We start from the raw sequence: 21,652 nt of genomic DNA, 5'->3' as shown, positions 1-21,652 counted from the left end.
TCTCCCCTTGCCGGACCGCGGCGGGCTGCGCGACGGTCGAGCCGGATCAGGGCCTTTCGGAGTGGAACATGACCGTTCAGGCAAGCGCGCTCGATCTCGCCGGCACTCCCGTGGTCGCCGTCCGGCCCGAGCTGGACGCGATGAGCGCGCTGTACGAGATGTACCGGCGCGACGTCCACCACCTCGCCGTGATCGTGGACGACGACGCCTTGGGCCTGGTGAGCGCGGCGGATCTGCTGCAGGGCATCGCGGCCCAGTACCCGAAGACGACCGCTCCGGTCGGCTCGCTGTGCCCGGCCCCGGGGCCCCGGGTGGACGCCACCGACGACATCGGCGTCGCCGCACAACGCATGATCGACGCCCACACCGATGCCGTCCTGGTCATGCGGGACGGGCGGGTGTGCGGCGTGCTCACCGCGGTCGACCTCGTCCGCAGGATCGCCGGAACCCCCGCCGCACAGCCCGAGGAGGAGGGTTCGCGATGAGCGTCGCCAGGGCCGAGGCAGAGTCCGCCGTGCTCGGTGAAGCCGTCCACTGTGCACACAACACCCACCCGTGGGAACTGCCGGTTCACGGGCGGACCGCCGAGCTCCTGGCGCAGCGGCTCGGCCGCACCGCGGGGCCGCAGGCGCTGATGCGATTCGGCCTTCCCGCGAAACCGGAGGTCGGGGAACGATGACCGCAGCACAGGAGAAACCGGTCGTCGTGGGCATCGACGGGTCCGCGGCGGCGCTGGACGCCGTGCGCTGGGCCGCCGCCGAGGCCCACCACCGAGGCATCTGGCTGCGGGTGGTCTTCGCGGACGTCCTCGCCCAGACGTACCTGCCGGACCTGCCGACGACACCGGTGCCCGAAACGTACGCGAGCGCCATGGCGAGACAAGCCCAGCAATGGCTGCACCGGGCCAAGGGAGAAGCGACCGAAGCGGCCCCGGGTCTGGAGGTGCGGACCTTCGTGGTCGCCGGCGGCGCCATACCCGTGCTCGTCGCCGAGTCGCGGCACGCGCAGCTCACCGTCGTCGGCAGCAGCGGACTCGGCGGCTTCGCCGAACTCCTCGTCGGGTCGGTCGCGATCGGCCTGTGCGCGCACGGCCATTCTTCGGTCGCAGTGGTGCGACGGTCGCGCGTGGAAGCCCCCGACGCGCCCGTCGTCGTCGGCGTGGACGGCACACCAGCCGGGGAAAGCGTGCTGAAGACGGCATTCGAGGAAGCCGCGATGCGCGGTGCCGCTCTTGAAGCCGTGCACGCCTGGCACGCCGCCGGCACCGAGCAAGCCTGGTACAGCTTCCACGCCGAGGGCCGCGCAGCAGCGGTCCAGCAGGAGGAGGAGCGCATCCTCGCGGAGCGCCTCGTGAGCTGGCACGAGAAGTACCCCCAGGTCGAAGTCCGGCGCATCGTGGCGAACGGCAAACCGGCACGCGTCCTGCTCGAACACGCGCAGCACGCGCAGGTGGTGGTCGTGGGAGCACGCGGGCGCGGGGCGTTCACCGGTCTGGTGCTGGGCTCGACGAGCCAGCAGTTGGTGCACCACGCGCCGTGCCCGCTCATCGTGGCACGCTGAACGAGCAGAGGAGGCGAGCGTGATGCCTTACGGCTACGGCTGGGGCATGTGGGGCCTGACGATGATGACGGTGAGCATGGTCCTGTTCTGGGCGCTCGTCATCGCGGCGATCGTCGCGCTGGTCCGCTACCTGCAGCGCACCGGGCAGGGCGACCGCGACACCGCCACGGCCGAAGAGCTGCTGGCGGAGCGCTTCGCCCGCGGGGAGATCGACGAGGAGGAGTACCGGCGCCGGAGGACGGCTCTGACCGAACGAAGACGCCGGACGTGACGGCCGGATCGGGTGTTCCGCTTTCTTCGACGAGGGGAGGAGGGCCGATGAACGACAAGACGGACAGGACGCGGATCCAGCCCCCTGACACCGCTTCGGCGCAGTGGGAGGTCACGGAGCGCTCGGTGAACGTCGACGACTTCGCGGCCCGCTACGACATGGGCGCGGTCGAGCACCTGGTCGTCAACGCGCCGCCGGAGGCGGTGTACCGCGCGCTGCGCCATCTCGACCTGCTCACCATCGGGTCGCGAGCCGCGGATCTGGCCATGTGGGTGCGGGGACTGCCGGAGCGGCTCCAACGCCGTGCTCCGCCTCGGGTTCCGACCCGCCTGACCTACGACGACCTGTGCGCGAGCGGCGACTGGGTGCTGCTCGGCGAACGGCCGGGCCAGGAAGTCGTCTTCGGTGCGGTGGGCAGGTTCTGGACGCCGATCGTGCGCATGGAGGAGGTGACCGCGAAGGAGTTCGCCAAGTACGGCAAGCCCGGCCAGGGAAAGATCGTGGCGTCGTTCTCGGTGCGCCCCTACGGCCGCCGCAGCAGCCTGGCCACCTACGACATCCGCGTCACGCTCGACGACCCGATCACGCGGCGGATCTTCACGCTGTACTGGCGGACGGTGTCGCCGTTCGTCAAGTCCATCATGCGGGCCACCCTGCGCACCGCGGCCGGGCAGGCGCGTCCGTGAGCGTTGTTCCCCGTGGAAACCGGTTGCGTGGTAACGGGAATGGGCGCATGTCGAACCGAAGTGGACTCGCTAGACGAGGTGGGAACCGTGACCGGTTACGGGGTTCTCGTGGTGGGAGTGGACGGATCGGATGCGAGCGCGCGGGCGCTGCGCTGGGCCCTCGCGGAGGGACGCCGGCGGTGCGTGCCGGTGCACGCGGTCATGGCCTGGACGCCGCATGCCGTGCTCGCCGGGCCGGGCCCGATCCTGATGAGCCCCGGGCTGGCTCCGCACCACGTGCGGGATCAGCACTGGGAGGACCTGAAGAGCTTGGTGCGGGGCTGCATGGGCGGAACCACGACGCCGGAAGTGCACGCCGAGCTGGTCGAGGGCGATGCCGCCGAGGTGCTGGCCGAACGGTCCGCCCACGCCGCGATGCTGGTGCTGGGCGATCGTGGTCATGGACGGATCGCCGACGTGATCCTGGGCAGCACGGCGCTGCGGTGCATCCACCAGGCCCGATGCCCGGTGCTGGTGGTCCCCGAGGGAATGCCGGAGCAGACCGGGGACGACGCGCAGGCCGGCGTGGTCTCCTTCGATCCCGCGCTCGATTAGGCCGAAGGGGGAGAACGGATGACCGAGACCAGTCGCAAGGCGGTGGTGGCGGGGTTCGACCTGACGGAGTCCTCTCGCCGGGCTGTGTGGTGGGCAGCACGCGAGGCATCCAGCCGACGTCGGCCGCTGCTGCTCGTGCACGTGCTCACGTGGCCGTTCGCGGAGCACACGTCGATCAAGGTGCCGGGCGAAGATGACTTGCTGGAGCCGCTGCAGAAGATCCTGCGGCACGAACTCGCGCAACTGGTCGCCGGCTGCCAGGAGATCGACGCGGAACTGGAAGTGCACAGCAGCATGCCGTTCGGGGATCCGGCCGAGGTGCTGGCGGACATGGCGGGGGAGGCCGAGGTGCTGGTGCTCGGCGGGCCGCGCATCGGGGTGGAGCTCGGGGTGCTGGGCTCGATGTCGGCGGAACTGCTGACCCGGCGCACCGGGGCTCCCGTCGTCGTGGTCCGCGGTGACCGGGAGCAGCCCGGCACGGGGCCGGTCGTCGTCGGCGTCGACGGCTCAGCGGCCAGCCGCCTGGCCATCGATTTCGCCTACGACTTCGCCTCCCGCCACGGCGGCGAACTCGTCGCGGTGCACGCCTGGAGCGACCTGCCGCTGGACCCCTTCGCCCGCGTCCAGCAGTGGGAGCTGCCCTGGAGCGAGGTGCGCGAGGTAGCCGAGGAAGCGCTCGCCGCTTCCCTGGCTGGACGGGGCGAACGGTATCCCGATGTCGGCGTTCGGCGGGTGGTGACGCCGGAAAAGCCCGCCGAGGCCTTGATGGGCGAGGCCCAGGAGGCGAGCCTGCTGGTCGTGGGGAGTCGTGGGCGGGGGCGCATCCGGCGCAGCCTGCTCGGCTCGGTGAGCCACGCGGTCGTCAACCGAGCGCACTGCCCGGTCGCGGTCCTGCGCGCCGGATGACGCCGCCCACCGAGGCCGCCACTCACGACACCCCGCAGGTTTCAATTGAAACTGTTCCTTCGGGCACTGATGGGGCGCAGGTTTCAATTGAGCGTTTTCCATCCTCTGTGCGGGATGCCTGTGCCTCTGGGTCGTGAGTGTCTGTGGCTGCTATGGCGACCACAGGCACTCACGACACCTGCGCAGCCTCCGGCCCGGACGACGGCGACCGGGCAGGAGGCGTGGTGCAGCACGCCGGCGGCGACCGATCCCAGCAGCAGCCCGGTGAATCCGCCGCGCCCCCGGTGGCCGACGACGAGCAGCCGGGCATCCTCGGCTGCGGCGGCGAGCTCGGCCACCGGGTGCCCCCGCTGGGCCACCTTGCGAACGGGCACGTCCGGATAGGACTCGGCCCACCCGGCGAGCTGCTCGGCCACTCCGCGCAGCGCTTCGTCGCGCAGGTCGGCCAGTTCGTACTCCATGCGGGGCACGACCGGCGCGTACTCGATGTCCTGCCACACCTGCACGGCCACCAGCTCGGATCCGTACCGGGAGGCGGCGTCGAACGCGTACCGCAGGGCAGCGCCGCTGTGCGGGTGGTCGTCCACGCCGACGACCACCCGCCCGCTCGATGCCATGCCAGACCTCCCCGCCGTCCGACCCCCGAGTACCCCGGATCAGCGCCGGAAAATGAGCCCGGCTGGGGCGGCGTTGTTCCAGTTCGCCCACCGGCTGCTCGGCGCGGGCGTCGCGGCCGCTTTCCGGCAGGGCCGCACACTGCGCAGGCCGCCCCGGACGCCGTTCGATCGGAAGTGGCTCATTCGCCGCCCTTCTGGATGTAGGAGCGAACGAACTCGGCGGCGTTCTCCTCCAGGACGTCGTCGATCTCCTCCAGGAGGGAATCGGTCGAATCGTCGAGCTCGTCGCGCCTGTCCGCACCGCGGGTTCGCGGTTCTGGTAGCTCTTCGTCGTGGTGGGTGTGTCGGCGAGCCTTCTCCTGGCGCATTCCGCACCTCCTGCGGTCGATGCGTGCCCCAACGCCCGGTTGCTGCCGGCGTCAAGCGGCCGCGAGTCGCGCCCGTCCGACAAGCGTCGCGAAGCACGATCGCGGTCGCTAGAGACCCTCGTCCCAATCCACTCCGGCGGCTTCCACGCGGATGGGGAACAGCCTCGCGACGAGGTGTCAGAGCGGGGAGCGAGTTCTCCAGCGAGAACCGGGCGGTTTGCGGGCCCCGCCGCCGGCCTGCGGTGCCCGAACAGGCGTGCGCCGTGGGGCGGATCCTCGTGGCCGCCATGGTGACCTTGCGTTCGCTCGCGATGTGCTCGTGGGATACCCGAACCGCCGGGAGATTCCACCGGCGGGGTCGCACCGCCGGCACGATCCCGGTGGCGGTTGAAGGGTGAGCGATGTCCACGGTCCGGTCGCGCGACCGGCGCGGACCAGGGCCGACCGACTCCGTTCCGGCCGACCCCGTGGCGGGTACCCGGGCGGGAAACCCGTGGTGCGGGGAGTGCCGCCATGGCGTTGGCCGCGGAGCTCGCCCCCAGGTCCTGGCCGGAAGCGTCTTCCGCGGACGGTGATCCGGCTGTGCGACGTGACCACTGTGGACGATCGACCCGGCGTTTCCCCGCGCCGCGCCGGTCGTGTGCGGACTGGAGGTGATCGGAATGGCCGGTGGCGAGAGCGAGGCCGGCGGGGTCGGGAAGCGGCTGCCGCGGCCCGTTTACGAGCACGAGCTCTTCCGGTTGCAGAGCGAGTTGGTGAAGCTGCAGGAGTGGGTCCGCACTGAGGGCACTCGGCTCGTGGTGGTCTTCGAGGGGCGTGACGCGGCCGGGAAGGGCAGCACCATCAAGCGGGTGGCCGAGTACCTCAATCCGCGGGTCGCGCGGATCGTGGCGCTTCCGGCGCCGTCGGAGCGGGAGCGCTCGCAGTGGTACTTCCAGCGCTACGTCGAGCGCCTGCCGGCGGCGGGGGAGATCGTGCTGTTCGACCGCAGTTGGTACAACCGTGCGGGCGTCGAACGTGTGATGGGGTTCTGCACGGAGGAGGAGTACCGCCTGTTCCTGCGGCAGTGCCCGGTGTTGGAGGGCCTGCTCGTCGAGGACGGCCTGCTGTTGCGAAAGTACTGGTTCTCGATCAGCCAGGCCGAGCAGGAACGGCGGTTGCGCAAGCGCGTGGACGATCCGATGCGCCGGTGGAAGCTGTCGCCCATCGACCTGGAATCGGTGTCCCGCTGGGACGAGTACTCGAAGTCCAGGGACGAGATGCTCGCGGCGACCGACACGCCGACGGCGCCGTGGTACCTGGTGGAGAGCGAGGACAAGCGGCGGGGCCGCATCAACATGATCGCGCACCTGCTTTCCAGCATCCCGTACCGCGAGGTGCCGCGCCCCCGGGTAGACCTGCCGGCTCGACCGCGGCCCGGCGACTACGAGCGGCCGCCCAAGGAGAACTACACCTACGTACCCGACCACGCCGCCGCGCTCTGAAGCGTCGACCGCCCCGGGCCCCATCGGCAGGTTCGCGAAATGATCGACGACCGCCGCGGAGGCTGAATTGTTCCACAAAGGACGATCGTTCATGGCGCGTGCGCTCAGCTCGGATTTCCTTCTTGCACCAGAGATGCGATGTGCGAGAGCAACGCGCACAGCGAGCGCGGTCCATCGACGGAGTACCGGGCCCAGGTCAGGCGGTCGCCGTGTTCGGCGCTGAGCACCACGATGCCGATGCCGTCGTCGTGCACTTCGCGCAGGGCGTCTTCGTCGGTGTAGTCGTCGCCGGCGAACACCGGCACGACGTCGTGGCCGACCAGCCCGATGCGATTCAGCAACCAGCGCAGCGCCCTGCCTTTGTTCCAGTCGATGTCCGGCAGCAACTCGACGACGCGTCGGCCGTGCGTCGTTCGCAGCCCGGGCCGTGTGTCGCCGACCCGGCGCACGATGGAGATCACCGACTCGACCTCGTCCGGCCGGACGTTGCGGTAGTGCACGGCGAGTGCGAACCGCTTGCGGTCGACCAGCGCGCCGGCCACCGGCCGCAATTCGGTCGACAGCAGCCGTTCGGCCTCGTCGAGGTCGGGCAGCGCGGTTTCGCCCGACTGCTGCACGACCGACGTGCCATCGGGCCCGGCCAGCTCGAAGCCGTGGCTGCCCGCGCACCACGCGTCCTCGACCTGCACCCGTTCGCGCAAGTCCCGCAGGTCGCGGCCGCTGATCACCGCCACCGGGCAGTGCCGGGCGAGAGCCCGCAGCACCTCGCCGGTCCCGGCCGGTAGTCCGACCGCGGTCGGATCGTCCCTGATCGGGGCGAGGGTGCCGTCGAAGTCCAGCAGCACCGCCGGGCGGTGGCCCCGCAGGCGATCCGCGATCTCGGACCACCGGTCGAGCGCGTCGGGCACGTCGGACAGGCGGCGTTCCCCGGAGCCGGCGACGGCGACACCGGCGAGGCTGGGCACGACCACGTCCGCTCCCGCTTCCAGCAGCCTGGTCGGGGAACCGGACCGGGCAACGCCGACGACCAGGGCGAATCCACCGGACCTGGCGGCTTCGGCACCCGGCCCGGAGTCCTCGACGACCGCGCAGCTCGATGGCCGGACGCCGAGCCGACGGGCGGCCTCGAAGAACACGGCGGGATCGGGCTTGCCGGGCAACCCGAGTTCCTCCGCCACCGCACCGTCGACCCGAACGCCGAACAGGTGCGCGATCCCGGCTCGTTCGAGGACGGCGGCGCAGTTCCCGCTCGCGGAGATGACGGCGGTCCGGACGCCGTGGCGGTGCAACGACTCGATCAGCGCGATCGCGTCGTCGAACACCGCGACGCCCTGGGCGTCGAGGGCATCGCGGAAGTAGCCGTCCTTGAGCTTGCCCAGCCCGTGGCAGGTTTCCCGCCCGGCCGCGTCGCCTGCGCTGCCCAGCGGCAATCGGATGCCGCGGGAGCGAAGGAAGTCCCGCACGCCGTCGACCCCCGGCTTGCCGTCGACGTGGCGGAGGTAGTCGTCGCCGGTGAAGGGAAGGTGGTCCTCCGGCGGATCCGGCGCGCGCTCGGCCAGGTACCCGTCGAACAGGCGCTTCCAAGCGGCGGCGTGCACCGCGGCGGTGTCGGTGAGCACCCCGTCCAAGTCGAAGAGCACCGCGTGGTGGCGGAGCGGATCGATGCTCGTAGCGGCCATGATGGCTCCGTGCGGGTACGGCGTCCCCACGGAATACCCAGATCACCGCGCAGTTCCACCCGCCCTCCCTCCGGCGTGCGATCAGAGGTCCTCGTGCAGCGTCCTGCTGATCCACTTCTTGCAGAAGCCGGGGACCGCTCCAGCACGTGTTCCAGTCGCCGTCCCCGTGGTCCTCAGGAGGTTCCCTGCGGTGGCCCCCGCGCTGGAGCTGTGGGCCACCGGAGCCCCCGACGCGCACCATGGCATTCGGCTTCGGGTGGACCTCGCGGAAGGATGTTTTCAAATGCGAACGAAAGGGTTAGGGTGATGTCGCTGCTTCGCCGTGATCGTCGGGTTGGCGGAGCGGCCCTTGGCCGTTGGCTTCGGGGACCGACGGCAGAGCGGGTACTCCGAGACCGCGAGCCGCCCGGGGTGCTCGCCGCTCGAGGCCGTGCGGTCGGTTGTTCCCGTCCGCAGGCCCACAGCCTCCGTCTGCGGCCCTCTGATGGGGCAGTGGCAGCACCTGCGGAGCAGAGGAATCCACCTCGCGCCCCGCTCATGTTCGTGCACAACAGTAGCGCACCGACACGGTGCGTGGCGCCTGCAACCGTTCGGCTGAAACTTCCACGGTGCCCCGGCTCGCGGCACGGCCGAGGCATCCAGTGCGGCACCAACAGCTTGCCACGCGGCAAGCAAATCCGAGTGCATCGAGCGCGCGACGATGTCACCGGCCGGCTGCGCCGATTGGGGTTGCAGGCCGCAGGAGTACGAGGTTGGCGCCGGATTCTTTGCTTCGGCACGCTGAAGAAACATCATCCCCGGGTACGGTTGTGTCCGCGACGCCGTCGCAAGACTGAATGCGCCGATGCGGAGGAGCGGTCCATGCCACAGCCCGAACCGGCCATCAAGAATTCGGACAAGGGATACGTAGCGCTTCTTGGATGGAGTCTCAACGCGGTGGAGGCTCTCGACCGGTTCGATCGACGTTATGTCGTCGTGGCGCCGGACTGGGCCGAGGAGTACTGCTCCGAGCACGACATTCCCTACGTGCGGTGGAACTTCGAGCGGCTCAACGACCGCTCCATGGAGATCGCCGAGACCCTCAAGGCGGAGGGTGTCGACGTTGCGATCCCGCTGTTCGAGGAGACGGTGGAGTGGGCGGGGGCGATCAACTCCGTCCTGCTGGACAACCCGCGTCTGTTCGGCCAGGCCATGCTGCTGCGGGACAAGGCGCTGATGAAGCGTCGCGCGCAGCTCGGTGGGATCCGGGTCGGGATCTTCGAGGAGGCCCATGACCGGGAGGACGTGATCCGCTTCCTCAAGCGCGTCAATCAGACGCTGCTCAAGCTCGACGGCGACCCGAACGACCCGATCCATGTCAAGGCGTTCGACAAGGCCGGGTGTCTCGGGCACCGCGTCATCCGCACCCCCGACGAGATCGACACGATTCCGGACGAGGAGTTCCCGGTTCTCATGGAATCACATCTCGACGGCTGGGAATTCGCCGTCGAGGCGTGGATCCACAACGGGAAGATCAAGTTCCTCAACATTTCCGAGTACGTGACGCTCGGGTACTCGGTGTTCGTTCCGGCGACCCCGGAACTGGAGAGGTACCGGTCGCAGATCACGGCGCAGATCGAGAAGCTCATCAAGACGTTCGACATCGAGTTCGGCTTCGTGCACCCGGAGTACTTCGTCACCAGTGACGGCGAGATGTACTTCGGCGAGGTCGCCTACCGGCCGCCGGGCTTCAAGGTCTTCGAGCTGCTCGAGCGGGCATACGGGTTCAACGCCTACCAGGGCCTGGTCCTGGCCTTCGATCCGAAGACCACCGAGGAGGAGATCGACGCCTTCTTCCCGCGCGAGGTCGCCGACGCGTCCGGGGTCGCGGGCTGCTTCGGCGTCTACCCGCGCCGCCGGGTCGTCGCCGACCTGCAGATCCCGGAGGCGACCGAGGACGACGACTACTACGAGTCGCACGACCTCTCGGCGCCGCTGGAGGAGACGGTCACCAAGAGGACCGCGTTCGGCAACCACTGGGGTCTGGTGTACTTCTTCGGTGACGACCCCTACCGGATGCGTGAACTGTTGAAGAAGCAGGAAGAGCTCGACTTCTACGTCTGACGACTCCGTGGACGCAGGAGACCTACCCGAGGGAATCCTTTGAAACCGACCGCCGACGTCACGGGTGAGGTCACGACGCTGGACAAGCGCGTGGCCTCGCTCGACGCCGCTGTTCAAGCCATGGCCGAGACCCGCGACTTCGGAAAGCACGCGAAGCTGCGGCGGGTCCTGGAAGCGTTGCGGCGGGTGCTGCTGCAGCCGGGCGGCGCCGCGGCGGTCCAGGCCCGGGCGCAGGCATTGGAGGAGGCCGGTCTGTTCGCGGGGACGGACTGGGCTTCTCCGGAGATCCTTCTCCCGTCGCTGGTCGGCCCCGGGCTGCGCAGCGGAGACGCGGACACCGTCGTGGTGGAGGCGACCAGCGAGCTGCGGATGCTCGCTGTCGCGCGTGGCGACTTCGCGCACCCGACCTTCTCCGCCGAGGACGCCCGCCAGTTCCTGTCCCAGGCGCTGGCGATGAACCTGGAGCTGCTGTTCACCCCGCCCAGCGAGGCGGAGCGGACCCGGCAGGGCCGGACCGCGCAGCTGATCCGGGACCTGTTCCGGCACCTCGCCGACGAGATCGGCTACGACAGCGTCCTGGGCAAGCTGGTCGACGAGATCTGGCGGATCCTGCGCCAGCGCCCGATCCAGGTCGACCAGGTGCAGTCGCTGATCACCCGGATCGCGATCTACCGCGGCGATCCGGACGTCGACCTGGGCGCGTCCTCCGGGCAGGGCCTCGACCGGCTCATCACCAGCCTGTTCGGGACCACCGAGGCGTGCCGGGACGACCCTGGCATCGAGGTCTTCCGCTCCAGGCTGGAGGCGATGGACGCCGGAGGTCTGCAGTACGAGGCCACCGGGTTCGCCCGGGCGATGCACGACATCGGTCTGGTGTCGCCGTACCACGCGGAGCTGCTGCGGTTCCTGCTGCACGAGAGCGACTACCTCGTCGGCGAGGCGCTCGGGTTGTCCGACACCGGCCGGAACTGCCTGCTGCGCTACCGTGATCTGGTGCATCGGCTGATCGAGGGGGCCGTGCACCCGCAGACCGCGCAGTGCATCTACGGGCTGGCACTGCTGCTCGACCGCGGCATCCTCTACGAGCCGCCGGTGGTGCCCGCGCTGTGGCGACAGCTGGCTCTGGAACTCTCGCCGGTCGCGGAGGAGCGGTTGGCGGCGGTGTTCGGCGACCAGCCGGAGCCGAAGGCACGGCTGACCGCGGGCGTACTGTCGATGCTGGGCCAGCCGCTCGGTGTCGGGCAGGGCGACAATCCGACCTGCCAGTCGGCCCGCGCGCTGTCGATGTGGGCCTACAACGACCCGGATTACCTGCTGCAGGTGGTGGTCTGGGCGGCCCGCGACGACGAGGTCATCATGCACTTCGAGGGCCAGCCGGTCTCGTCGAAGGACAGCGCGTCCGGGGTCGCGAACAAGGTGCCGATGGACCTGGATCCCGTGTCGTTGCTCGTGGTGCCCCACCTGGACCGGATCTACGCCGAGATGGGGAGGCGCTGCGCCGATCGGCCCGGGGACCCGCACCGGTGGGTCAACCCCGAGTTCCACGGCTGGTGGGCGGCTCGTGGATTCTGGATCAACGTCGAGGTCGAGACCGGGAGGCTGGTCGGCCTCGACGAGTTCCTGCGGCAGTTCCACGCGAGCTATCACCCGTCCTACAACGGTGGGCAGCCGGTGATCCATCCACAGCCGGCCGGCGTCGCCGTCACCGACAGCGCGGCCCGCTACGTCGGCTGGCACGCGATCACGATCCTGCGGGTCGCGCCGGATCCGCAAGACGTCATGCGGGTGTACTTCTTCAACCCGAACAACGACAGCGGCCAGGACTGGGGCGACGGCGTCGTGGTCTCCACCGCGGGCAACGGTGAGCGGTTCGGTGAGGCCTCGCTGCCGTTCGGCCAGTTCGCGTCGCGGCTCTACATCTTCCACGCCGACCCGCTCGAGCGTGGGGAGCCGGAGAGGGTGCCAGTCGAGGACGTCGTGCGGATCATCGGCTACATCGAGCGCAGCTGGGGCGCTGACCGGCTGCCACCGGGGACTCTGCAGGCATCGAAGGACCCGCAGTCCTGACCCGCGTGCTCTCCGGCATCGCGAATCCTCTGCCGGGTCTGCTGCGCGGTGCCAACGCATAGATCCCGCATTCTCATAGTTTGCTTGTCATATGGCAAGCAAGTGGCGTCGGCGCCTGTCCGATGCATCACATCGATCGCCGAACGCTCGGCGCGGAACTGCGATGTGCGAGTGCCGCTTGGCCGGGAAGCGGAGGTTGGCGTCACCGCACGCGAACGGATTCATAGCCAATCGGCAACTAATCCAACTAGGATCACACGGCTGCGGGCCGCCTGAAGCGCAGAGACCGCCTTCTGCTGTGTCGCTCGATCATGCCACCGGTGCCTGCGGGCAGGTGGTGGGAGAGGTGCAACCGGGTGGGCCGGAGTTGCCGCTCACGGTTGGGTACGCGCCGATGTGGGAGCTGATGCCCGCTCCTTCCACCGGTGGTGGATGCCAGATCACTGCGAGATACGTCAGCGGGCCGGCCGAGATGACGGTGACGGTGGGCTACTACGGAGTCCTGTACGGGAGCGCCACGAACGGCAAAGCACCCGGAAAAGCGGTCGCCGGCCCGCGGATCGTGCGTCGTCCGATCACCAAGGACAGCCGTTCGAGATCCCCATCGCATGCCCGGAAGGCTGGGGGCACGTGGTGGCGATCGAGTTGCACCTCGCCCTGCAGTCGGTCGAAGGGCACGTGGTGACCGACGACGTCCCCAGCAAGCCGTGGCTCGACGCGGAGTACGTGGCGTGGGAGCGCGAGCCGGCGACCGCTCCGGAATGACGGGCCGCGAGCGCAGGTCAGAGCAGGATCCAGCTCCGTTCCCGCGCCACGGAGGTCTCACCGCGGTGCGGCCCCAGCCAGTCGACGCACACTGCCACGGCGTCGTCATCCAGGTCGCTGTCCTGGAGAAATGCGCGGAGGTCGCTGAGCAGCGATCGCACGGCTTCGGCGGGGTCGAGGTGGCGACTGCTGTGCAGCCAGCCAGAGCACGCCCAGCCGGTCGCCCCGCACGGTCATCGGCAGATGCAGCGCCACTTCCTCGTCGATCGGCTGTTGGACGCTCACCTGATCGCAGAAAACACGCCCTTCCACGGTTGCCACCAGGGGGATGCCGGGGCCCTCGGGTTCGAGCACCGGTTCCAGAACCGCAAGCCTCAGATCGACCAGGTAGATCTCCAGCCCGGCAACGCCGAAATGATGCCTCAGCAGCGCTTCGAGCACCCCGGGCAACTCGTGCGCGGGAGCGGCCCGCAGGGCTCGATCGATGGACTCCAGACGGGTGGGGACGGTCACCATTTCTCCGGCTTCACCTGGGGCCCGCTCAACTGCGGGCGATCTTGAATCGTGACGTGACAGAATGCGTCCGGGAGCCCGTACGCGAAGGAACGTGATGCACCCGGCTAGGAGGGTTGTTCTAGTGCGCGAACCTGATCCTGTTTCCTCCGAGGCCCTGGACGACCTCGAAGCCGGCGTCGGGGTGCTCATGGTGGTCTGGTCGCGCAGCGCCGAACGCATCAAGCCCAAGGTCTCGGCGTCGCAGCTGCGGGCGCTCGTCGTCGTGGACAGGCAAGGCGCCATCAACCTCATGAGCCTTGCCGACGAGCTCGGTTCGATTCCCTCTGTGACGAGCCGGCTGTGCGATCGGCTCCAGGCCGCCGGGTTCCTCGACCGGACCGCCAGCGAGGGTGACCGCCGCGAGGTCATGCTCCAGGTGTCCAAGGACGGTCGCCGCCTTCTCCGCCAGTTCCGTCGGGAGCGTCAAGCGGACCTCAAACAGGTCTTGGACGCCATGAGCCCTCGAAGCCGCAATGCCCTGCTCGCCGGCATGAGCGCCTTCTACGCGGCCGCGACCGAACTCGGCCTGCCGGACGAGATGCTCGCCTGACCTTCTGCCCGGTTCCGTCCACGGCATACCGGGGCGGCCGTTCCTGGCCGCCGGAGCGGCGCGGCTGCGACCATGTCCTCGCCTTTCCTGTTTTACTTGTCAGAGGACAAGTAAAGTACCGGCCCTGCGCAGCGCGGCCCCAACCGGGTGCGGTTGCCGTCATATGCCGGCGGTTGCGCCTGCGGCATGCGGTAGTCGTGCGAGGTGAGGAGCGGGATGCGTCACCGGCGCCGGACGTCGGCCAGGTGACCGCGTGGCGAAACGTCGAACCGCGACTTGCCGGAACTGGGCGTGTGCGGGTGGTTACGCGCGGGCGAGGTCCGCGATGCCAGTTCCCCTTGTTGACGACGATCGAGTAGATCGTCAGCCCGGGAGCAGTCGATTCAGAGGATCGGATGTGCATGGCTTTCCGCTCCCCGGCGACCCGGAAATCGTTCGCCTCGCGGCTCTTCGTCCGGTGGTGGTGAAGGTCGGCTGCCGAGGTGCTCACGAGGTGTCGACGGCGGTCGCCGGAGACGTCGGCGGCGCGAGCTCGGCCGCCAACTCCCGGCGCATCTTCACGTGCTCGGCAGGCATCGACACGGTCGTTCCACCGACGAACCGGTCGCCGCGGTAGCGCCGGATCGCGAATCTCCCGCTCGCCGGGCCGGGCGTCACTTCGGTGCGGTCGTGCTCGGCCCGCGGCGCGCCGGCCATCTGCACCTTCACCCCGGCCTGGTCGGTCCAGAACCACGGGACGGGCCGGTACGGCGCGTCCTGACCCACGATCTGCTTGGCCACGTGCAGGGCCGAGTCCATGGCGTGCTGGACCGAGGTGAGCCGTTCCAGCCGGTCGTCGAGCGGAAACCGCACGCAGTCGCCGATTCCGCTCACGTGCGGGTCGGAGGTCCGCAGCCGGGTGTCGACCACGACCCCGTCGTCCACCACCAGACCGGCCCGTTCGGCCAGGGCGGTCGACGGCGCGGAGCCGATCCCGACGACCACGAGGTCCGCCGGGATCCGCGCGCCGTCGTCCGTGGTGACCGACACGAGCCGATCGCCCTCGATGGTGTGGGCGACCACCGACCGGCCGAGGTGGAACCTGACGCCGCGGGCACGGTGCCGCTGCAGGAGAAAATCGCCGACCTGCGGCGGTACCGCGTGCGCCAGGATCGAGGACATGCGCTCCACGACGGTGACCGAGCAACCGAGTTCGGCGGCCGCCGTCGCGATCTCCAGCCCGATGAATCCACCGCCCACCAACAGCATCGATCGCGCGCCGCGCAGCCGCTCGCCCAATGCGACTGCGTCGTCGCGGTCGTGCAGGTGAAAGACGTTCCGCAAACCGTGGAGGTCGCGGACCGGGCGCGGGCGGGAGCCGGTGGCCAGCACGAGGTGGTCGTACGGCGTCGTCGTGCCGGAAGCCAGCGAGATCTCACGGGCGGCGAGATCCACCCCGGTCACCGGGTCGCCGAGCACGAGCGTCGCGCCGATCGAGTCGTAGTGCGCCGCGTCGTGGAATTCGACGGGTGCCGGGTCGGCGTCCAGGAGGAACGCCTTCGACAGGGGCGGCCGCTGGTACGGCAGGCATGCTTCGGCGCTGACGAGGGTCAGCTCGCCGGCGTATCCGAGCCGCCGCAGGCTCGAGGCCGCGTGCACCCCGCCCTGGCCCGCTCCGACGATCACGACGCGGCGCATCGGGTTCCCGGACATGGCGGTCAGGGCTCGACGATTTCGATTGCGGCCGTGGGGCAGGAGAAGACCGCCTCGTTGACGTCGGCGACCGCCTCTTCGCCGACCTCCTCGGCCAGCAGGATCACGATTCCGTCCTCGTCCTGGTCGAACACCGCCGGCGCGGCCAGGACGCACTGCCCCGACCCGCAGCACTTGCCCGCATCGATCCTGAGCTTCATGGCACGCCCGCCTTCCGTTCGGTGATCACGTTCCTCATCGGTGTCCTACGGCTCGTCGATGTCGACCAGCGGATCGCCGGCGTTCACCGTCGATCCCTCCGCGACGTGGACGGCCGCGATGGAACCGGCGTGTTCGGCGAGGACGGGGATCTCCATCTTCATCGACTCGAGAACCACGACCGTCGTGTCCGGTTCGACGGCGTCACCCGCTGCGACCAGGACCTTCCAGACGTTCGCGCCCATGTCGGCATTGATCGTTTCCGCCACTGCCCTACCTTCCCGTGGATGCCGTCGCGCGACCGGTGACGGCCGCGACGATGTTCGTGTCGTACCCGCCGGCGGCGAACTCGCGGTGATCGACGAGCTCGCGCAGGAACGGCAGGTTGGTGCGCAGCGGCCCGACGGTGAACCCGTCGAGCGCCTCCCGCGCGCGCTCCAGCGCGCGGTCCCGGTCCTCGGCGAACACGCAGATCTTGGCGATCAGCGAGTCGAAGTGCGGCGTGATCGCCAGTCCCGCCCGGTACCCGGCGTCGACCCGGATCCCGTCCCCGCTCGGTTCCGCCCACTGCTCGATCGGACCGGGACTCGGGAAGAACCGCACCGGATCTTCCGCGCAGAGCCGGAATTCGATCGCGTGCCCGCGCGGACGGGGCGCGAACCCCGCGGTGACCGAACCGGTCACGGCGATGCTCAGCTGTTGCTCCACCAGATCGACGCCGTGCGTCAGCTCGGTCACCGGGTGCTCGACCTGGATCCGGGTGTTCATCTCCAGGAAGACGAATTCCTGCGTCCGCGCGTCGACGAGGAACTCCACGGTGCCGGCGTTGCGGTAGCCGACCGCGCGGGCCGCGTTCGCCGCCGCGTCGTGCAGCCGTTGCCGCACCTCCGGGTCGAGACCGAGCGCCGGTGATTCCTCGACGAGCTTCTGGTGGCGGCGCTGCACCGAGCAGTCGCGCTCGCCCAAGGTGAGGATCGTTCCGTCCGCCAGGCCGAGGACCTGGACCTCGATGTGCCGCGCCGATTCGACGAACCGCTCGAGGAAGACCCGGTCGGAGCCGAAGCTGCGCGCCGCGATCGCTTGCGTGCGGTCGAATTCCTTCCGCACCGATTCGGCGTCGTGGGCGATCGTCATGCCGATCCCGCCACCGCCGCCGGCGGCCTTCACCATGACCGGGTATCCGATGCGCTCGGCCTCCGCAACCGCCTCGGCGGCATCGGACAGCGCCGCACCGGCACCGCCGCCGACCGGAACACCGGCGGCCGCGACGCGGTTTCGCGCCTCGACCTTGTCGCCCATCGCGGAGATCGCTTCGGGGGCGGGGCCGACCCACGTCAGGCCCGCATCCACGACCGCACGGGCGAATCCGGGGTTCTCGGCGAGGAAGCCGTAACCGGGGTGGACCGCGTCGGCTCCGGATTCCACCGCGATGCGGACGATCTGGTCGATGTCGAGATAGGCGCCGACGGGCTGATCGCCGGTGATCTCGCGGGCGATGTCCGCTTCGGCGACGTAGGGCAGGCCGGCGTCGACGCGGTGGTGGATCGCGACGGTGCCGACGCCGAGGCGCCGGGCGGTCGCGATGATCCTGCGGGCGATCTCGCCGCGGTTGGCGACCAGCAGTCGCCGGGGGAATTGCCGCTCCATCCTCATCCGCCTAGGGTCTGTTTCACAAGCGGCGTGAGCCGCTTGCTCTTCTGGTGAGTGGGCCGTCAACTTGCACCGCCACACGCACCGCGACGCAAGCACTTGCAAACACTTCCTAGTAACTCGTGGGCCAGTTGCTGAGGTGGTGTTCGCCCACCCCGCCGGTCCGGGTCAGCGCGTTGTCCTCGAGGGCGCCGAGGATGAACTCGCGGGTGTCCGCGGGGTCGATCACGTCCTGCACGCCGTAGACCCGGGCGACGTCGTAGCCGGTCGATTCCTTCGCCATCTCGGCCAACCGCTGTTCGTAGAGCTCCGGATCCGCGGCGGCGTCGATCCCGTGCACCACCCCGACCGCCGAGCGCGGGTCCATGAAGCTGACCTCCGCGGTCCACCACGCGGCCATGGCGTCGGTGGTCCAGGCGCCGCCCATGTTGACGTAGCCCTGCCCGTAGTTCTTGCGCATCATCACCGTCACCTTCGGCACGGTCGCCAGCGAGAGCGCGTTCATCCAGTTGATGACCTTCCCGACGATTCCGCTGCGCTCGCCGTCCAGTCCGATGAGGAATCCCGGCTGGTCGACGAGGAAGACCAGCGGGATGTTGTACGAGTCGCACAGCACGATGAAGCTGGTCGCCTTCGCGCACGCGGACGCGTCGATGGCGCCCCCCTTGAACATCGGGTTGTTCGCGATGACCCCGACCGACCGGCCGTTGATCCGGCACAACGCGGTGGTGAGCGATTTGCCGTAGCGCTCCTTGACCGGGAACACGCTCCCGAGGTCGGCGATGACCTCGATGACCTTCCGCACGTCGTACACCTTCGTGCGCTCCGGAGGCACGATCGCGTGCAACTGCGCGCCGCGGCCGGCCGAACCTTCCGGCACCGGGGCGATCGGCGGTGCTTCGCCGTTGTGCGACGGGAGGTAGCTCAGGAACCGGCGCAGGAGGTCGATCGCCTCCTCGTCGGTGTCGGCGACCGCATCGGCGAATCCGGTCACCTCGGAGTGCAGTTTCCAGCCGCCGAGTTCCTGGCCGTCGACCTGTTGCCCGGTCGCCCGGCCGACCAGCCCGGGGCTGGACACGGCCATGATCGCGCCCTTGCGCATGACCGCGAAGTCCGAGCCGGCGGTGTGCCAGGCGGCGGAACCGAAGGAGTACCCGAACGCCGCCGACACCCACGGGTTGGTCCGGCGGCGCAGGAACCGCGTCCGGTCGTTGGCGTTGCCGAGCCCGGTGCCTCCCATGACGTCCGGCATCCGCACACCGGTCGACTCGGCCAGGTAGACCAGCGGCATCCCGCTGCGCGCGGTCAGGTCCTTCAGGTGCCCCATCTTCTTGTTGCTGACGGCTCCGGAGGACGCGCCCTTGACCGTGAAGTCGTACGCGATGACGCCGGCGCGGCGCCCTGCGATGCGCCCGGTGCCGGTGACCTTCCCGTCGGTGGGGGTCACGTGCTGGTCGGCATCGACGTTCGAGGTCGCGAAGAGGCCCATTTCGCGGAAGGAACCTTCGTCCAAGAGCCGGGCGACTCGTTCGCGGGCGTTGAGCTCGCCCTTCTCGGCCCGGGCGGTCAGCTTGCGTTCGCCGCCCATCGCCAGCGCGTGCGCACGCCGCTCGGCGTGCCGGATTTCGTGATCGGTGGTCATGTCGTGGATTCGCCCTTCACGGTCGTTCACGCGGTGGCGGTGCAGACGAGCGCGGCTCGACGTTCCTGGAAGTCGATGAGGGACCGCGCGACCCGGCCGGCTTCGTCGACCGAGCGGAAGACGGGCAGGCCGAGTCGCTGCGCCTGGAGGGTGTAATCGGCGACGGCCCGGTCCATGTCCGGCCGGCCGTCCCCCTTGAGAACGAGGTACTGCTGCGTCGCCGCGCCGGTGCGCGCGTGCGCGGCGGCGATGCTCCGGATGATCGTGCCGGTCACATCGCCGTGCCGTTCGGCCAGGTTCCGCTGGATGATGCCGACGTTCAGGTGGGTGATGAGGATGGCAGGCGGCGACGATTCCAGCACGATGGACAACAGGTCCCCGGCGATGGTGCCGCCGCCCACCGCGAGCGTGCCCGCCGGGGTGTCGATCGGGTTCTCCAGGCCGTTTCCGGGCGGCAGACCGAGCGATTGGATCCGCTCGATCGCCGGCTCCGGCAGCGGCGGCACGGAGAATCCGTGGCGTGCCAGCGCATCCGTGGCCAGCACGCTGGCACCGCCGCCGTTGCCGAACAGGACTGCATCGCGGGTGGCCGGTGGCGGACCGTCGAGCCGGACGGTGGCGAAAGCCAGCAGCACGTCGAGGAATTCCTCGAGGGAATCCGTCAGCGCGATACCGGCCTGCCGGCACACCGCCGGCCAGAGCCGGTGGTTGCCCGCGAGCGCGCCGGTGTGGCTCGTCGCCGCGCGCGAGCCGGCGGCGGTGCGCCCTCCGGCGAGGAGCACGACCGGTTTGCCGGAGCCTCGTCGCGCAAGCAGGTCCAGGATCGCGCGCGCCGCCGCGATCGACTCCAGGTACATGCCGACGACGCCGATGTCCGGATCGTCGAGCATGAACTCCACGAGTTCGGCGGCGTCCACATCGGACGAATTGCCGATGCTGGTGACGCTGTGGAAGGCGATCCCACGCGCCGCACCGAGCCGCAGGATGTCGACGCTGAGGCCGCCGCTCTGCGAGACGACGGCGACGCCGCCGGCGGTGAGCGGCGGGTCCGGGATGAAGCTGACCCGCGCCGCGGAACTGTGCATCCCGAGGCAGTTCGGGCCGATGACGCGCGTCCCCTGCGCCTCCATCCGCCGGACGAGATCCCGTTCGAGCTCGACGCCTTCGGCGACCTCGCCGAAGCCGCTGCTGATGATCTGGGCGAACGCGACCTTGCCGGGATCGGCGGTCAGCGCGTCCGCGACTTTCTTGGCCGGGAGCGCGACGTAGGCGTAGTCGACCGGTTCGGCGACTTCCCGGAGCGAGCGCTGCGCCGGGAGTCCCTCGATCTGCTCCGCCGAGGGGTGGATCGGGATCACCGTCCCGGAGAAGCCCGCCCGCCGGAGGTCGGCGATGTACCGGTTGGCGATGTTCGACCCGCTCGCGCTCGCACCGAGCACCGCGATCCTGCGGGGGCGGAACAGGCGTCCGAAGGCACCGTGCACGGCACGTTCCCCGGTGGCGCATTCCGCTTCGGAACCTGCGGCGAGGACCATCCGCGCATCGACCGCGACCGCCTGCTCGGCATCGACGATGACCGGGTTGAGGTCGACCTCGACGATCTCCGGCGGCAGTGCCGAGAGCAGCCCGCCCTCGCCGCCGAGCCGCAGGACGAGCGACACCAGCGCATCGAGGTCGGCCCGGATCCCACCGCGCGCCCCGCTCAGCAGCGCGCTTCCCTTGAGTTCCGACAGCATCGAGGTCACATCCGATGCGGTCAGCGGGGCGATGCCGAACGAGACGTCGGCGAACAGCTCGACGAAGACCCCGCCGAGACCGAGCATGACGACCCAGCCGACGCCGGGCGTGCGCACCGCGCCGACGATGACTTCGTGGCCGGGGTCGGCCTTGGCCTCGACGAGGAAGCGGTCGATCCGATGCCCGTGCGCAGCCAGTGCTGCCGTCATCGCCGTCGCCTCCGTGGCCAGGTCCGCCCGTGCGACACCGACGCGAACCCCGCCCGCATCGGACTTGTGGACCAGCGTCGGCGACACGGCCTTCAAGACCAGGTCGCCGTCGAGCCCGTTCGCCGCGACGGACGGATCGGCGTGCGCGTTGCCCGGCGGGACCGCGATGCCGTTGCTGCGCAGGATTTCCTTGGCCTCGGGCTCCGGCACGACTTGAGCCCCGGAGGCGACGAGGGCGGCGATTGCCGTTCGCAGCTGTTGCGGCAGCCGCGCGGAGTTCTCGATCAAGCGTCTTCCCTTCGTCGGCGCCCGGCACCCG

General features: G+C 69.8%; 21 protein-coding genes and 1 pseudogene. 12 read left to right on the top strand and 10 right to left on the bottom strand.

Features of this window, described 5'->3' with window-relative positions; all coding sequences use genetic code 11:
- Positions 1-68 precede the first annotated feature (68 nt).
- The 7 genes from AC07EQ_RS07240 to AC07EQ_RS07210 all read left to right on the top strand — a co-directional run bounded on the left by AC07EQ_RS07240 (position 69) and on the right by AC07EQ_RS07210 (position 4,017).
- Positions 69-485, top strand: a complete 417-nt coding sequence (locus AC07EQ_RS07240; protein ID WP_478387053.1) for a CBS domain-containing protein — start codon at positions 69-71, stop codon at positions 483-485.
- Positions 482-679 (top strand): hypothetical protein, encoded by a 198-nt coding sequence (locus AC07EQ_RS07235; protein ID WP_478387052.1) that lies wholly within the window; start codon positions 482-484, stop codon positions 677-679. Before AC07EQ_RS07240 ends, AC07EQ_RS07235 begins: the two co-directional genes overlap by 4 nt.
- Positions 676-1,560: a universal stress protein gene (locus AC07EQ_RS07230; protein ID WP_478387051.1), complete on the top strand. Its 885-nt coding sequence runs from the start codon at positions 676-678 to the stop codon at positions 1,558-1,560. Before AC07EQ_RS07235 ends, AC07EQ_RS07230 begins: the two co-directional genes overlap by 4 nt.
- A 22-nt stretch (positions 1,561-1,582) precedes the next feature.
- Complete coding sequence (locus AC07EQ_RS07225) at positions 1,583-1,831, top strand: SHOCT domain-containing protein (protein WP_478387077.1); 249 nt, start codon at positions 1,583-1,585, stop codon at positions 1,829-1,831.
- Positions 1,832-1,878: 47 nt separating this feature from the next.
- Entirely contained in the window at positions 1,879-2,517 is a 639-nt protein-coding gene (locus tag AC07EQ_RS07220) for a hypothetical protein (RefSeq protein WP_478387050.1), read from the top strand.
- Positions 2,518-2,604: 87 nt separating this feature from the next.
- Positions 2,605-3,111 carry a universal stress protein gene (locus AC07EQ_RS07215; protein WP_478387049.1) on the top strand — a complete coding sequence of 169 codons (507 nt, stop codon included), beginning with the start codon at positions 2,605-2,607 and terminating at the stop codon, positions 3,109-3,111.
- 18 nt (positions 3,112-3,129) lie between these two features.
- Positions 3,130-4,017, top strand: a complete 888-nt coding sequence (locus AC07EQ_RS07210; protein ID WP_478387048.1) for a universal stress protein — start codon at positions 3,130-3,132, stop codon at positions 4,015-4,017.
- 194 nt (positions 4,018-4,211) lie between these two features.
- On the opposite strand, the pseudogene AC07EQ_RS07205 reads toward AC07EQ_RS07210, so the two are convergent.
- Both AC07EQ_RS07205 and AC07EQ_RS07200 read right to left on the bottom strand, forming a co-directional pair.
- A pseudogene (locus tag AC07EQ_RS07205) lies at positions 4,212-4,634 on the bottom strand (universal stress protein); the annotation flags it as partial.
- Positions 4,635-4,813: 179 nt separating this feature from the next.
- Complete coding sequence (locus tag AC07EQ_RS07200) at positions 4,814-5,002, bottom strand: ubiquitin-like protein Pup (RefSeq protein ID WP_358573819.1); 189 nt, start codon at positions 5,000-5,002, stop codon at positions 4,814-4,816.
- A gap of 662 nt (positions 5,003-5,664) precedes the next feature.
- Between AC07EQ_RS07200 and ppk2 the strand changes: the two genes are divergently transcribed.
- Positions 5,665-6,486, top strand: coding sequence for a polyphosphate kinase 2 (gene ppk2, locus AC07EQ_RS07195; RefSeq protein ID WP_478387047.1), 822 nt, complete (start codon positions 5,665-5,667; stop codon positions 6,484-6,486).
- Positions 6,487-6,590: 104 nt separating this feature from the next.
- Here the strand turns inward: ppk2 and otsB are convergent, their stop codons facing one another.
- Complete coding sequence (otsB, locus tag AC07EQ_RS07190) at positions 6,591-8,165, bottom strand: trehalose-phosphatase (RefSeq protein WP_478387046.1); 1,575 nt, start codon at positions 8,163-8,165, stop codon at positions 6,591-6,593.
- A gap of 861 nt (positions 8,166-9,026) precedes the next feature.
- On the opposite strand from otsB, the gene AC07EQ_RS07185 reads away from it, so the two are divergent.
- The 3 genes from AC07EQ_RS07185 to AC07EQ_RS07175 all read left to right on the top strand — a co-directional run bounded on the left by AC07EQ_RS07185 (position 9,027) and on the right by AC07EQ_RS07175 (position 13,100).
- Positions 9,027-10,268, top strand: coding sequence for an ATP-grasp domain-containing protein (locus AC07EQ_RS07185; protein WP_478387044.1), 1,242 nt, complete (start codon positions 9,027-9,029; stop codon positions 10,266-10,268).
- A 39-nt stretch (positions 10,269-10,307) separates the two neighbouring features.
- A complete protein-coding gene (locus AC07EQ_RS07180) occupies positions 10,308-12,335 on the top strand; it encodes a hypothetical protein (protein ID WP_478387043.1) in 2,028 nt (675 codons plus the stop codon).
- 633 nt (positions 12,336-12,968) lie between these two features.
- Positions 12,969-13,100, top strand: coding sequence for a hypothetical protein (locus tag AC07EQ_RS07175; protein WP_478387042.1), 132 nt, complete (start codon positions 12,969-12,971; stop codon positions 13,098-13,100).
- A 105-nt stretch (positions 13,101-13,205) separates the two neighbouring features.
- Here AC07EQ_RS07175 and AC07EQ_RS07170 read toward each other — a convergent pair whose 3' ends face one another.
- Positions 13,206-13,613, bottom strand: a complete 408-nt coding sequence (locus AC07EQ_RS07170) for a hypothetical protein (RefSeq protein ID WP_478387041.1) — start codon at positions 13,611-13,613, stop codon at positions 13,206-13,208.
- A 124-nt stretch (positions 13,614-13,737) separates the two neighbouring features.
- Between AC07EQ_RS07170 and AC07EQ_RS07165 the strand changes: the two genes are divergently transcribed.
- Positions 13,738-14,205 carry a MarR family transcriptional regulator gene (locus tag AC07EQ_RS07165; RefSeq protein ID WP_478387040.1) on the top strand — a complete coding sequence of 156 codons (468 nt, stop codon included), beginning with the start codon at positions 13,738-13,740 and terminating at the stop codon, positions 14,203-14,205.
- Between the two features lie 486 nt (positions 14,206-14,691).
- Here the strand turns inward: AC07EQ_RS07165 and AC07EQ_RS07160 are convergent, their stop codons facing one another.
- The 6 genes from AC07EQ_RS07160 to AC07EQ_RS07135 form a co-directional block, all read right to left on the bottom strand.
- Positions 14,692-15,897, bottom strand: coding sequence for an NAD(P)/FAD-dependent oxidoreductase (locus AC07EQ_RS07160; RefSeq protein ID WP_478387039.1), 1,206 nt, complete (start codon positions 15,895-15,897; stop codon positions 14,692-14,694).
- Positions 15,898-15,902: 5 nt separating this feature from the next.
- On the bottom strand, positions 15,903-16,097 hold the full coding sequence (locus AC07EQ_RS07155; RefSeq protein ID WP_478387037.1) for a ferredoxin: 195 nt from the start codon (positions 16,095-16,097) through the stop codon (positions 15,903-15,905).
- A gap of 45 nt (positions 16,098-16,142) precedes the next feature.
- Positions 16,143-16,364, bottom strand: a complete 222-nt coding sequence (locus AC07EQ_RS07150) for a biotin/lipoyl-binding carrier protein (RefSeq protein WP_478387036.1) — start codon at positions 16,362-16,364, stop codon at positions 16,143-16,145.
- A 4-nt stretch (positions 16,365-16,368) separates the two neighbouring features.
- Positions 16,369-17,742 (bottom strand): acetyl-CoA carboxylase biotin carboxylase subunit, encoded by a 1,374-nt coding sequence (locus tag AC07EQ_RS07145; protein ID WP_478387035.1) that lies wholly within the window; start codon positions 17,740-17,742, stop codon positions 16,369-16,371.
- A 115-nt stretch (positions 17,743-17,857) separates the two neighbouring features.
- A complete protein-coding gene (locus AC07EQ_RS07140) occupies positions 17,858-19,387 on the bottom strand; it encodes an acyl-CoA carboxylase subunit beta (RefSeq protein WP_478387034.1) in 1,530 nt (509 codons plus the stop codon).
- A gap of 26 nt (positions 19,388-19,413) precedes the next feature.
- The gene (locus tag AC07EQ_RS07135; RefSeq protein ID WP_478387032.1) at positions 19,414-21,621 is read right to left on the bottom strand and encodes an acetate--CoA ligase family protein; all 2,208 of its coding nucleotides are present in this window, start codon (positions 21,619-21,621) and stop codon (positions 19,414-19,416) included.
- Positions 21,622-21,652: the final 31 nt, after the last annotated feature.

The sequence above is a fragment of the Saccharopolyspora sp. NPDC045839 genome (assembly GCF_056431645.1).
This window is presented reverse-complemented; position numbering and strand designations above follow the sequence as displayed.